Source organism: Halohasta litorea (genome assembly GCF_024494645.1).
In the GTDB taxonomy this organism is placed as follows: domain Archaea; phylum Halobacteriota; class Halobacteria; order Halobacteriales; family Haloferacaceae; genus Halohasta; species Halohasta litorea.
In genome coordinates this window covers 377087-389742 of the sequence record NZ_JANHDJ010000001.1, presented here as the reverse complement: position 1 = coordinate 389742, position 12656 = coordinate 377087, and the positions used below count along the sequence as shown (strand labels likewise).

The 12656-nt window shown below is 46.5% G+C and carries 9 protein-coding genes and 2 pseudogenes; 5 read left to right on the top strand and 6 right to left on the bottom strand.

Features of this window, described 5'->3' with window-relative positions:
- Positions 1-372 precede the first annotated feature (372 nt).
- Positions 373-849, top strand: a complete 477-nt coding sequence (locus tag NO877_RS19785; RefSeq protein ID WP_256394627.1) for an alkaline phosphatase family protein — start codon at positions 373-375, stop codon at positions 847-849.
- Positions 842-1684 (top strand): sulfatase-like hydrolase/transferase, encoded by an 843-nt coding sequence (locus tag NO877_RS02045; RefSeq protein ID WP_256394626.1) that lies wholly within the window; start codon positions 842-844, stop codon positions 1682-1684. Before NO877_RS19785 ends, NO877_RS02045 begins: the two co-directional genes overlap by 8 nt.
- Before the next feature lie 384 nt (positions 1685-2068).
- Here the strand turns inward: NO877_RS02045 and NO877_RS02040 are convergent, their stop codons facing one another.
- From NO877_RS02040 to NO877_RS02030, 3 genes are all read right to left on the bottom strand, one after another.
- Positions 2069-3358 carry a sulfatase-like hydrolase/transferase gene (locus tag NO877_RS02040; protein WP_256394625.1) on the bottom strand — a complete coding sequence of 430 codons (1290 nt, stop codon included), beginning with the start codon at positions 3356-3358 and terminating at the stop codon, positions 2069-2071.
- Positions 3359-3409: 51 nt separating this feature from the next.
- Positions 3410-4882: an oligosaccharide flippase family protein gene (locus NO877_RS02035; RefSeq protein ID WP_256394624.1), complete on the bottom strand. Its 1473-nt coding sequence runs from the start codon at positions 4880-4882 to the stop codon at positions 3410-3412.
- Between the two features lie 245 nt (positions 4883-5127).
- Positions 5128-6525, bottom strand: coding sequence for a sulfatase-like hydrolase/transferase (locus NO877_RS02030; RefSeq protein WP_256394623.1), 1398 nt, complete (start codon positions 6523-6525; stop codon positions 5128-5130).
- Between the two features lie 450 nt (positions 6526-6975).
- Between NO877_RS02030 and NO877_RS02025 the strand changes: the two genes are divergently transcribed.
- Entirely contained in the window at positions 6976-8175 is a 1200-nt protein-coding gene (locus tag NO877_RS02025) for a hypothetical protein (protein WP_256394622.1), read from the top strand.
- A 176-nt stretch (positions 8176-8351) separates the two neighbouring features.
- On the opposite strand, the pseudogene NO877_RS02020 reads toward NO877_RS02025, so the two are convergent.
- Positions 8352-8447: pseudogene (locus NO877_RS02020) on the bottom strand (IS6 family transposase); the annotation flags it as partial.
- Positions 8448-8465: 18 nt separating this feature from the next.
- Between NO877_RS02020 and NO877_RS02015 the strand changes: the two are divergent.
- A pseudogene (locus tag NO877_RS02015) lies at positions 8466-8635 on the top strand (IS5/IS1182 family transposase); the annotation flags it as partial.
- 518 nt (positions 8636-9153) lie between these two features.
- Positions 9154-10011, top strand: a complete 858-nt coding sequence (locus NO877_RS02010; RefSeq protein WP_256394621.1) for a hypothetical protein — start codon at positions 9154-9156, stop codon at positions 10009-10011.
- 529 nt (positions 10012-10540) lie between these two features.
- On the opposite strand, the gene NO877_RS02005 is transcribed toward NO877_RS02010, so the two are convergent.
- A complete protein-coding gene (locus NO877_RS02005) occupies positions 10541-11509 on the bottom strand; it encodes a glycosyltransferase (RefSeq protein ID WP_256394620.1) in 969 nt (322 codons plus the stop codon).
- A gap of 47 nt (positions 11510-11556) precedes the next feature.
- Entirely contained in the window at positions 11557-12630 is a 1074-nt protein-coding gene (gene wecB / locus NO877_RS02000) for a non-hydrolyzing UDP-N-acetylglucosamine 2-epimerase (RefSeq protein ID WP_256394619.1), read from the bottom strand.
- Between the last annotated feature and the right edge of the window lie 26 nt (positions 12631-12656).

The window sequence follows — 12656 nt, the reverse complement described above, 5'->3', positions numbered from 1 at the left end:
CGGTAAAGAGCTGAAGCGGAACAGTAGTAGTTTGGATGAACGTACCGCCCGCCTCATCGAATATATTATGTCTCTATCTGAACATTATTTCGATGATTCGAACGAAACTGCATGCCAGAAGGCGGCGGCAATTTCGTCAAGTGTGCGATAATCTCTGTTGACGAGCAGGGATTTTGATTAATGAGACCTATGAGATGATCAACAACCAGTTGTAACCGATGCTGCCAATTTTGAAGATCATCGAGCTTGAGCCTGAGCATCTCCCACATCTATCGACGTATAATATGTCGTCGACAGTAATAGGCTGGCTGCAATGTGTGAATTACACCTTCGATGAATATATCTGTTCTAAGTACGATTGAAGCGATAGATATGGATTGCGATATCGAACTCTCAGATATTATATTAATTACTGTAGACTGTTGGCGAGATGACGCGACGGAATATATGGACCATACTCGCGAATATATCAGCAAAAACGGATTTCAAAGGAAAACAGTAACAACTCACGCAGCAGCAACCGCATGGTCTACGCCTTCTCTTTTAGCCGGTCAGCACTTTCCAAACGTCTTGGAGCTTCAAAGTGATTCGATTCAGAGTAGTGAAATCCCAATGGTGGATGAGAATGTAGATGTTCTTCCACAGTTGCTATCAGAGGCTGGTTACGAGACGGCGGCTTTCATAGGAGACAACCCATATCTTGAGATGTGGGAACCGTTCTTTGACACATGGTCGAATAAATCAAAACCAATCATCAACGGAATGGAGAATCTCCCCTCAAAATTGGATTCTTTGTTTCATCTCGGATTACAAAAAAAAGAAATCTCCGGCGTCCCATCTCGTGAATAAAGCACTCGATTGGATCGAAGAGACAGACTCTCCAAGGTTCGTTTGGGTCCATCTCATGGAGCCGCACGGCCCCTATTACGCGGGTTTATCCGAGGCATGGAATAACGGATTGTTGGAAACATATCAAACGTTCTATATTCAGGGAACAAATACCCGTCAAGAACTTATAGAGTCAGATAGATATAGCGAATTTAGGCATCAACTTCAGAAATTGTATAATTCTACGAACAGAGTCTTAGACAATTCAGTAGTACGTTTACTATCTGCTTGTAGCTCGGATACAAAAATATATCTTACAGCAGACCATGGTGAGGAATTTAGTGATGAATGGTATGGACATTCCCGTCCGTACGATGACTGTATAAAAGTACCCTTCTATACAAATGTAGATCCGACCCACGATAATATTTCAAGGCACGTCGAGATCGCATCCGAAATCCTTGCCCAGGAGGGAATCAAGCCGCCGAAAGATTGGAAACGAGCGGCAGAATACTCCGACGATTGTAGCTTTATTATCCATCCTTCTATTCACGGCTATGGTCAACTCTTCGTTGGATGCCGCACTCCAAACTACCACTATCTACAACTACGTAATCCTACGGATGGGCGTATTGAAAGTGAAGAGTTGTATCAGGATGATGCATTCACAAACTCAAAAAAAGATATTTCAGAGGCTGAGGAAAAAAAGACAATCGAACTAAGACAGAAAGTAGATGCATTCATAGAGGACTTTGAGATAGAGATTGATATGTACACATCCATTGGTCGAGGGGCGGAAGGGAATGTTGATGAAAGTGTGAGTGCACGCTTAGAAGAACTCGGATATATTGATTAAAATAGCTATATAACTGATTAACTGATGACTTTGTAGCGGAGATTACTGACGCAGCATAAAACAGTTCCGAGGGGGTTTAGGGCCTCCTTGAGGGGTCATAGAACGATTACACATGACGGGTAGGACGAACGCTGGGATGACCTGTGCTCAGCGATCCTGTGACATAATAATTTGGTAGAGTCGTTTTTCAGTATCGCGGGGACTGGGACGTGAGCTCTGTTTGAGCATCTCTCCTTCAACTGTTTGTCCTTGGAAATATCTCAATATGGCGAGGGTCAAGTTCATGCCAACGACCATAGCTGTTCGCTGGTATCGACGTGCACATCTCCGTTGTTGTATTTTCCGACCCGTGGACGACATATTAAATATGCTGCTTGTAGATGTCTATGCATATCCTAAATTTCGCAACTGTTCAAGGGCATCTTTAGACAGGTCTTGGTTGGTCGACACATGGTGTTTGATCGCAGCCTCAATTACCTCTGCACGGTCTTCGAGTTCCGCCCGGGTCTCGGTCGAGTTACGTTCACCGTTTGAAATCCGCTGGTAGGCGTAGTTTTTCCTGTCAGATACGTGTCCGACAAGCGGTTGATCGTACACGTCGACCGTCGATTCAGCAAATCCATATTCACAGAGGATATCACGACGCATTTGCCGAAATCCGTGGTACTCCGTAAAACAATCCCGATCAGGAGCTTTTTTTCTTAGGTCGACACCTTCCGACTCTGTCTGAACATCCATCAATTCTGCGATAGTTCGATGGACATCGAGGAGAGATCGTGTACTGTCAGTCGCCACGTCATCGTCGTTGAAGCCACTTACACAGAGTGGTACGTGTACCAGTTCAGGGTACACTCCGTGGAAGTGAGCACGTGCTCCATGTTCCCCGAACAGTTCTCCATGGTCGGAAAGAGTGAAGACGTAGTCGAAATCGTCGCTGATTGCTTCAAAAATCTGCTTATACAAGTCCGAAAGCCATTGTACAGCTACTTCGTACCGTTCACGGTGGTTCGAAAGGTCGACATCACCTTCCAAAATAGTGTTTGGATCGACTGGTTCGGTAGTAGGCATCTCATACTCGTCCGGCGCGCGGTACGGTGAGTGAGCTTCCATAAGATTAACGAACAGGAAGTCAGCCTCTCGGAATGATCCTGAACGAGCCATCTTGAGAACGCGTCGACCACCGTCGTGATCGGCGAACTTCTGTCGCCAGCCCAACCGAAGTGAGGGGATAGTAGCAGTGTCGGAGCGGAGACAACGCCACACAGCTCGAACGTCTCGGAGTGGTCCGGGTGGAATTTCGCGGACTGCACGACTCCAGCCAAACACGTCGTCATCCATCAACCTGACACGCCAACTCGTGTGATACTGATCGAAACCTCTATCGAAAGATCGATTCTCGGTCAATAATCCGTTGGCAGTGAACCCGGCTGTGTCGTATCCCGCCGTACTGATCTCCTCCACGAGAGACGGTTCTTTACAATCGAACTGCTCATGTTTTGCTCCAACGCCAACTGTACTTGGGTACCGACCAGTGAATAGACTAGCGTGAACGGGGACGGTGTAGTGACTCGGCGCATACGTCCGATCGAACCGAGCGCCGGGGAGCCAATCGAAGTGTTGGTCAAAGCTATCTTTCCGGAGTGTGTCGAGGACAAAAACGGCGATGCTGGTCACGACAGTTATACCTTCTTTTAAACACAGTAAAATCTCTATCGATACTCTCCGTTAGCGGGACATTCTGTTGAGTTGTGTCGATACTTGGTCGATAAACGAAGCGAGTACAGACTGTCCGTCGAGCAGTCCGAGAGAGTGAGCGAGGACGAAGAATACGAGTCCACCGATCGGTGGGAACACGAGCAGTGACTGAACTGGGGACAAAGGTATTACTGACACTGGTACGACATATAACGTTACGAAGCCGACAGTCAATGCACCGAGCCGAATCCACAATTTCGTGCCCGGCCCCTCGATTGGTGTCTGCCGCAATATGAGTATCGAGCCGATAATAATTGAAACGTATGAAACGGTTGTTCCGACCACCGCCCCAATAACACCGAACCGGGGAATGAGTATGAGGTTCGCGACGACGTTCAGACCGAGTGCAGCCACATTCGTCGCCTGCTGCTGTCTCAGTTTACCAACCGCCTGAAGAACGGGTATGTACAGTCTGTTCATCCCATAGACGGCAGTACCAATGAGGAGTATCCGGAGTGCGAAAGTGCTCTCTGTGTATTCCGATCCAAAATAAACTAATAAAAAGTCATCTGTAAGTGCAAATAGACCGCCACCGAATAGAATAATCGCTCCTACGCCATATTTTATACTAGTGTGTAACGTCTCACTCACACTATCGATGTCGTCGTTGCTCCATTTGGCTGCGACATCTTGTAAGAGGGCACCTTGTATTGCTCCAGGAACAATCCAAATCAGTTCGGAAGAAAAAGTTGCGGCTTGGTACCCTGCGGTAGCACTGTCTCCGATAAAGTACTGTATTAAAAGAATGTCAACCCTATATAATAAGAAGGCAGAAATATATCCCAGTATGCTAACAGCACCGTAACGAGCCACACGGTCGAGCTGTGGTCGGTTCGGTAGTGCGGCCGTAGTGATCCATCCTGCCCGATATCCGAGACCTAACCCAACAACTGCGGCAAAAAAGAACGAGACTGCATATCCGGTGAATATCCCAACAAGACCGAGTCCTGTGTACGCAGCTCCGAGTCCCAAGACGGTGTATATCCCTTTTCGGAATAGCCGCAGAATCTCTGCGGCACGCTCTTGTTTGAGCCCATACAGATATCCGCGGACTACCTCGAGGGGGTTCCGGAATACGATGACAGCGATAGCGGCATAGGCTATTGTAGTTCCAGTGAACAAATTGAATGGCGAGTACGTCGTGAGACCGTAGACCACAATGACGGCCACAGCCGAGTACGCGACCGCGAGTGCGAGCCCTGCAATGAATACGCTCTTTCGTTCGGAATCCGCAGTGGCTGCTGTATGCTTTTTCATTGACTGGAACAGTCCGACGTTCGAAAGCACTTGGATCAGCTCTAAGACTACAAGTATGCCAACAAACTGCCCATACTGTGATTTCGTCAGGGCGCGAACGAGCAGGGGTGTAAAAAGGAAACCTAAAAATTTGATAGAAATGTTTCCTATCAATATATCGATTACAGACCGAGCGAGTCGCTTCATTCCTTGTTATTTAAGTATCACAGCTACAATTATACTTTAATGAATGGAAACGGCCCCGGATACATAATGTGAATTTCATTTTAAGTTCGCTAATGAACTGTATTTTTTCACGGTCCTAAGGCACTTTATTACCCTCCGATTCTGCACTGGCACGTAACCCCGACGCTCTTGCTCCTGTGGATCAGAAACACTTGCGACGCTGAGTTACCTCTAATCGTCGGTCAGTCTTACTGAGCTAAAACACGTTACAGATACCCCAGATCTGCTAGATCTTCTTTAACATCTGCACTGATTTTCATAGAATCGATCTTCTTTTTATACTCGGCCATATCAATGTCAAAGAATTCGTCGGCCGTATCGGGTATCGTTATGTTTGTTTCAATGAGTTCTTGTCGACATGGGTTATCTGAGGTGATATGATACTTTTTTTCTCCGCCAGCGGTATCCCATTCGAATTTAGTCTCATCTTCATAGATGACTCGGATTGAACGATTCCAATATTCCCACTCTTCCTGAGTGCCCGGGAATTTTTCAAACTTGCTTTGCGGACTGCCAAACCCTTCGTGTTCGGACGCAATTGTCCCACCAACAATATCGTCAATGTGACTATCACCGTGGGAGAGACGGACGATTAATTCTCCCAAGTCGAGATGAGAGAAGTGTTCGGTAACTTCGTTCGGGAACCCGGTCGGTGGGTTGATCATTATTAACGGGATATGTAAAACACCCTCACTCATTGAACAACCGTGGCTAAACAGGTGATCTTCATTAGGATACCCTAAATTATGACCGTGATCAGCAGTAACGAGGACTGTGGTTTCGCGCTCGGTAGTCGACTGAATATGATCGATAAGACGGGAAAGTTTCCGATCCAGATATTCGATAGACGCTCCGTAGAGTTCTCTGTAGTTGGTGGTATAATCCTCATCAAGCTCTGGATTGTCTTGCATCTCCCAGACCTCGTATGATCCCTCATCCCAGAATTCCGACGCGGAATATAATTCCGGATCAAGATACCGGTTTACCTGTATAGGTGAGTGAGCCTCTAGGTAATTCGTGAACAGGAAAAACGGTTCTTGCGTCTTTTCTACTTCTTTTTTTATTATGTGTGATGTTTCACCGGTATCAATGTCTGGTCGTTCAAGATATGGAAGCATAGATAACTGAGAATCGAAGGTCGACCATACTCCATCTTGAAGTCCCTTATAAATAAGATACGAGTCAGATTGTTTGAATGATTCAAATGCAAAATTTAAATATTTTTTATATCCCTCATCAGTGCCAAGGTTATTTCTTATCTGGCGTGTCGGCGTTGTTCTGTGTACATCAAAGTATTTGTCAAAAGAATACTTGGGCTGCAATAAGTTATGGTATGCCACACATATTCGAGAAAATTCATCAAGTTCACCAAGAAAAGTATCCGAGACATCTACGTCATTAAAATTTTGTTGGTTTGCATGAACACCGTGTTGGTGTAGAAGTTCCCCTGTTAACATACTTGCATGGCTTGGCGTACTCCAAGAACTTGCAGCCCTACACTGTTGAAATATACAATCAGATCGTTTGAGAAGTCGGGACGCATATTCGTGAAAAAAATCTTTTCGAACCGTATCTAAAACGATAAGGACAACATTGCGTCGCATATCAAATCAAATATACGGTCTACCTATAAACCTGTGGCTCTATACTTTCGCTAAATGTAGCAACAACGGCCTCGTTATTTCTGTAAAAGTGAAGAGACGAGAATTGTGACTTCTGAATTCTATCTCTGCGCCGTGCTGCAGTGGCTAACGCAGTTACTAAACGACCGTTTTCGAGCACTGAAGTCACTCCGCTCTGGAATGTCAAAACGCAGTACAGCACTGACATCTGCCCGGTCACCTCAACGAAACACGATGCGAATCGACCTGTGAAGCCGAGGCGGCGGCTGATTTCCACCATAGACCAGCCGAAATTCACTTCGACTCATTCATCAGTCATAACCAAACATGATCGGAACTATAGAGCCAAATCTATTTATCGCTGAACGAAAATGAGTGGATTACTGTTTAGTTATGACTCGCCTGAGGAAGTTCCCATATCCCTATTCGGCTATGCTAGCTATTTCCAATGATATAGATGGAACCGATATCCAGAATTTTCGGGAACTTCATCGCTTCTTGAATACGGAGAAAGATACGCGAATAGGTTCTGGTGTCGGATTAGATATCGCTGATTCATTTTGGATGTATAATTTGGCAGACAAAACAATCAACGGGAAAACCCAGTATGCGGGAGACGACACGATGTCGTATTGGAAAGGGCATTGCTCCAAGGCGACTCAAAACGCGGAGGAAATCCGCCAATACATCAATTGCGGATGGATTGATACACTACACTCATATGGCGATTTTTCGATAGAGGGAGGGTTCACTAGAACACATGCTGAAGAGGCGGTAGCCGAATTGAACGCGATGGGATGTCAGATTCAGGTCTGGACGAACCACGGTGACATTAAGAATAGCCAGAATTTCTATGGAACGATAGATGACAACTTCACTGGTGACAACCCCGACACGGATGCCTACCATACAGATTTGACACTTAATAGTGGAATCGAGTTCGTGTGGAATAAAACGGGAAGTCAACTTGGATACGAGAGTATTATTAAACCAGTCTCACTGTGGGACGGACAACAAGTGTGGGGGTTTCAACGATTCACTCACAACACCGGCCCAAAATCATTCCTCCGAAACCAGCTCGGGAAAGTCGCAAACAGGGTTGAAACAATAACCGGAATCTCCTCTCGGATCTTCACAGTACTTAAATCAAATCTATGGCATCCAGAACGACTACATGAACAACTTTCCGAAAAGAACCTCCAGCAGTTAGTCGACAATGGCCAATATGCCATTATCGGCCAGCATCTTGGATGTAGAGAAAAACCGCTCCCAGTTTCGGCACGCAAGGCATTGAGAAAACTTCGAGAGCGACAAGATGAGGAAGAAATTCTCGTCAGCCGAACATCGAGGTTGCTGGAATACAACCGAGTATGGAAATTTCTTGAATACAACGTACATGGAGATGTAATAGATATTTCCCACGTCGCCGATCCGATATTTGACAATTTTGTTCCGGAGCTCAAGCAACTTCGAGGGATAACCTTCTATACTGAGAGCCCATCTACCACGAGTATTACACTACGTGGCGACCCCATTCCTGAAGACGAACTGCAAGAAAACCCCCCGGATGGGGAAATGTCGTCAATCGGTGTTCGGTGGTTTGAACCAGACAGGACGGATTATACGCCTTAACAACCGACTTTTTGATTTCCTCGGAGTCCGATTGTTCTATTAGTTTGTTAGAAACACTGCTACGCCATGAGAGCAGAAGAGACCAACCGCGATTCCGTGCCAACGAGCAAGTCCTAGACTGGTCGTGTGTGAAATAAGCCGATTCAGAGGCGTTACAGCCTGGATGCCACGACTGGGGAGGTCGTCGGCTCCTCAACAACCTGTTCGAGTGTCCAGTTCCACACAGCGCCGTGAGATCGATCTATTCCGAGTAACTCCAAGATGGTAACGACTAATTACATCCATGAGACCGCATGGGTGGTGATCGGTTTACCAGCGATTCATATCATAGCCCGTCTTCCTTTCAATCAAGTGTACGCTCGGTGCCGCCGTTCGTACGTGAGGCTTGTACTCAGTGTTCCGAGAAACGCTGCTGAAAGCTACCGTGTATAACCTTCGCCGGAGTATCCGATATCCGTGAAATAACAGAATAGCGGGACTACAGAGCCGAAATAGGATGAGTTGCGCTACAAGAAAGATGCTATCGCATTCAGTAAATATAACTTATTCACCGATAAATACAGTTTCACCGTGCCATCGAATTACGGACAACGTGCAGGCGAACACAACTACGGATTTCCGCCTTGGGTTAAGAGCGTTACACTTCTCTTGATTTCACTTGTAGTTCTTGGACCAATACTACCGGGTATCCAGACAAGTTCGGGCGAATTATTTCCGTTTCGACTGTTCCTACCCATTTATATTGCGATCCTCGCGGCAGCGATTAGTTCATACAGTCAGGACAAAATCCGTTTTCCGAGAATAACTGTTCCACTGTTTATACTCATGTGTCTTGGTATTTTCAGCTTCCTTTATGCTGTGTCAACCGGAAAGGGATTCCAAACTACACAGCTCATAGTAATCTTAACACGATGCGTTCTCCTCATTAGTATTATAATAGTTATAGATACACGTGACTGGATCTACCGGGCGTGGACAGTGCTCATCGGACTCTTTTTACTCGCGATGATTGTAGCTTTATTCGAACATACTACAGGATGGCATTTTGCGGGTAGTCAAATTCATCGGCTCCCTGACCGTGCACCTTACTCGACTTGGGTAACTGCATGGTATGCTAACGTCAATGACTTTTCATTCTTTCTACTTATGACAACAATCCCTGCGCTAGTTCTCGGGCTAACTCCTACAACGGACTCTCGAATACGTGTATTCTCTATTGGTGTTTGGACTATCGGTGCTTCTCTCACTGTTCACCTTAGATCCCGAGCGGTAATACTCGCTTATATTATTGTTGCCACAACCGCTTTCGGACTTACACACGTTAACACTATTCGCCGAATAATCGAACGAATACCGCGCCGTATTGGAAAAGTTGTGCCCCCCATATTTGGATTTGTTTTAGCAGGGCTTTTTGTCTTAGTGCCTAACCCAATTACGGAGCACGGCTCGTCACTCTGGACGCGTTGGCAACTTCAAAAAGCTGCAGTGCTTGAGGGGGGATTCTGGGGTAATGGATTTGGCAGTAGCCCTGTTGTTATTAGTCAATCCCCGATCGACACAGGTGGCACAGTATCACCTCACAGCTGGTATGGGGCTTTCATTACTGATACGGGAATACTAGGGCTTACTCTCTTTCTTGTATTTTATGGGAGTCTTGTAGCTGGCATAGTTCGAACTGCTAATTTACGAGATCCGATTTCAATTATAAGTATAACTTCGTTAATTGCACTTCCTGTTGCTGGCCTTGGTTCAAGTAATGCACTTATTTTACCAACGTTTTGGATCGTGTTAGGCCTCTCAATTAGCACTTTTAGATCACAAATGTATAGTGAATAGATATAAGAAAGCAATTAACAAATTCTAATTTTAGAGGTATATTTAATACAAATATTTAATTTCAATTATATAAATAGAACCAATTCGATCAATCACACCGGTTTACCCTACATCTGGTTACTCTGACCGGGATCACACCGATTCTTTTTTCAGTCGACTTTCAATAAATGTCGGCCAGCCAATATGGAGTCGGTGGAACCTATTTCAGATTGCAAGGCAAGTAGCGACATCATCAATATGCGGAGCGAGTGTATCGAGTGTTGGGGAACTTTGGGCTCGTCGGGACAGCACTGTTTCTAACCATTTATGGGTCACTGCTGGTGAACACCCTCCACAACTATCTCCGTTGGGAGGAGCCGGTGAATCTCGGGGTCTTTACTGCACTCATTTCGTTCCCGTTGTCTGTAATCGGACCTAGTAATGCTTTCATAATGGAACTGAGCTGGATTCTATTCGGTGTCGCACTCGCAGCCGCCCGGCTAGGTTCCAACTCACACCAATAGCAGAGATAGAGTAACTTGGTGACAACTCAGAGGATCCGTTCATAGACTGCTGACACTTGTTGTGCGACCATCTCTGGGTCATGTGTCCGCTCTACAAACTCTCTGCCTCGATGTGCTAATCTCCGTCTACGATCTGGGTTCTCAAGAAGTTGGGCGAGTTCATCTGCCAATGTTTCGTGGTCGACATTAACGAGGGGTGATTTGAAGTTATCAGGTTCCAACTCTCGGTTAATGTATACACAAACTGGTTTCCCGAGTGCCATCGCCTCGATACTGACGAGTCCGTACCATCCGAGGTTTAGTTGATCGACGACTACATCGGCCGCTGCGAATCGATCCAGAACCTCTGATCTTGTGACGCCCTCGACCAGATCCAACTTGATGTCGTAGCCAGCATCAGCGAGTGTATCGACTGCTTGGATCACAGCATCTGTTCCTTTACTTTTGCGATCTGTAGGAGCGTGGCACACTGTGTACGGTGGACCGGTGGTAGCCGGCCCGTTGAATGGCAGCTGCCCAATGTCGACAGGGTTTGGGACCCATGTTCCGTCTGGTGTCCATTCAAGCAGATCTGGAGTCGACACAAGGATTTCATCGGCAAAGAGACGGTGAAACCATGGTTCTCCTATTCCACGGATATCACTACCATGATGGTGGAGGACGACGCGAGTTCCGGAAAACTGATACACCGGATCGTCGATTCCTCTCGGGAAAAACGGTTTCGAGTAATCAAGACACGACATGCTATGGAAATGAATGATATCGTAGTCACGTGCCAGTGTGATTATTTTTCGGAATTCCCCAATTTTCCGTCTCAAGCGTTGCCAGAGTGACTCATTAGAACTATTCGACTCCATTTTGTAACAATAGTCATAGCCGAATTCAAACCGGTCGTGTGTGACAAAGACATCGGACTTCATCCCACGCTTCTGCTGTGCTTCCGACAAATGCGTAGCTGCCCCTGCAGGATTGTGTACATGAAGTACGGAAGTCATATCAACAGTACACCTTTAAATTGAAGGAGTTTGTGACACCGATCATCTCATTTCCTCGCGTACTCCTCGATAGCCAACCGAACTTCTCTGGACGCATTCCCGTCCCCATATGGCTCGGGTTTCTCCACAGGTCGTTCCCAGTCACGATTCAAAGCCGCACTAATCATATCGAGATCAGCACCAACAAGCGTGTTCCAGCCTGCGTCAACAGTTTCGGTCCATTCCGTTTCATCCCGCATCGTCACACAAAACGTGTCTAAGAAGAATGCTTCCTTTTGAATGCCACCGGAGTCAGTGACAATTCGCTCGGCAGCGTCCATCAGACAGACAAAATCAAGATAATCCAGCGGGTCAACAATCTGTATATATTCGTTAGCAAACTCCCACAGACCATATTCCTTCAGGTAGGACTCGGTACGCGGATGCAGCGGAAGGATCACTGGAAGCGGTGCGTCGCTAAGTGCTTCAAAAATCGCTTCAAGTCGGTCACGACTATCGGTGTTCACAGCTCGATGAACCGTACTCAAGATGAACTCACCTTCGGAAAGCGAATACTGCTCAAGAACATTTGATTCCTCAGCTACTCGATCACGGACCTCAAGGAGTGCATCGTACATCACATCGCCGGTCTCGACTGTCACTCCGTCGCGGCCTTCTGTAGAGAGTTGGTCGACAGCAGTTGGACTCGGGGCAAGCAGCAGATCGGCTCCGTGGTCGGTGAGTACCCGATTGATCTCTTCGGGCATCTCGCGGTTGTGGCTTCGAAGGCCCGCTTCGACATGAGCGACTTTTGTGTCCAGCTTTGTACCAGCAATCACACCTGCCAGTGTTGAGTTCGTATCACCATACAGAAGCACAAAATCAGGTTGTTCATCCTCAATTAGTTCCTCTAAGCGAACGAGCATCTCGGCTGTCTGTTCCCCATGTGATCCAGACCCCACTCCAAGATTATAATCTGGCTGTGGAATATTCAACTTCTCAAAGAACACATCCGAAAGCTCCTCATCGTAGTGTTGGCCTGTGTGAACAAGCACTTCCTCGTGTTTCGTCCGGAGTTCCTTCGAGACCGCAAACGCCTTAATGAACTGTGGCCGCGCGCCAACAACTGAAAGAATCTTCATTGTAGTATTCTCGAACAAGCCGACTG

Excerpts from the sequence above, each read along its gene's own strand:
- NO877_RS02030 (WP_256394623.1), bottom strand. The coding sequence starts at position 6,525 with ATGCGACGCAATGTTGTCCTTATCGTTTTAGATACGGTTCGAAAAGAT.
- wecB (WP_256394619.1), bottom strand. The coding sequence starts at position 12,630 with ATGAAGATTCTTTCAGTTGTTGGCGCGCGGCCACAGTTCATTAAGGCG.
- NO877_RS02035 (WP_256394624.1), bottom strand. The coding sequence starts at position 4,882 with ATGAAGCGACTCGCTCGGTCTGTAATCGATATATTGATAGGAAACATT.
- NO877_RS02025 (WP_256394622.1), top strand. The coding sequence starts at position 6,976 with ATGCTAGCTATTTCCAATGATATAGATGGAACCGATATCCAGAATTTT.
- NO877_RS19785 (WP_256394627.1), top strand. The coding sequence starts at position 373 with ATGGATTGCGATATCGAACTCTCAGATATTATATTAATTACTGTAGAC.
- NO877_RS02005 (WP_256394620.1), bottom strand. The coding sequence starts at position 11,509 with ATGACTTCCGTACTTCATGTACACAATCCTGCAGGGGCAGCTACGCAT.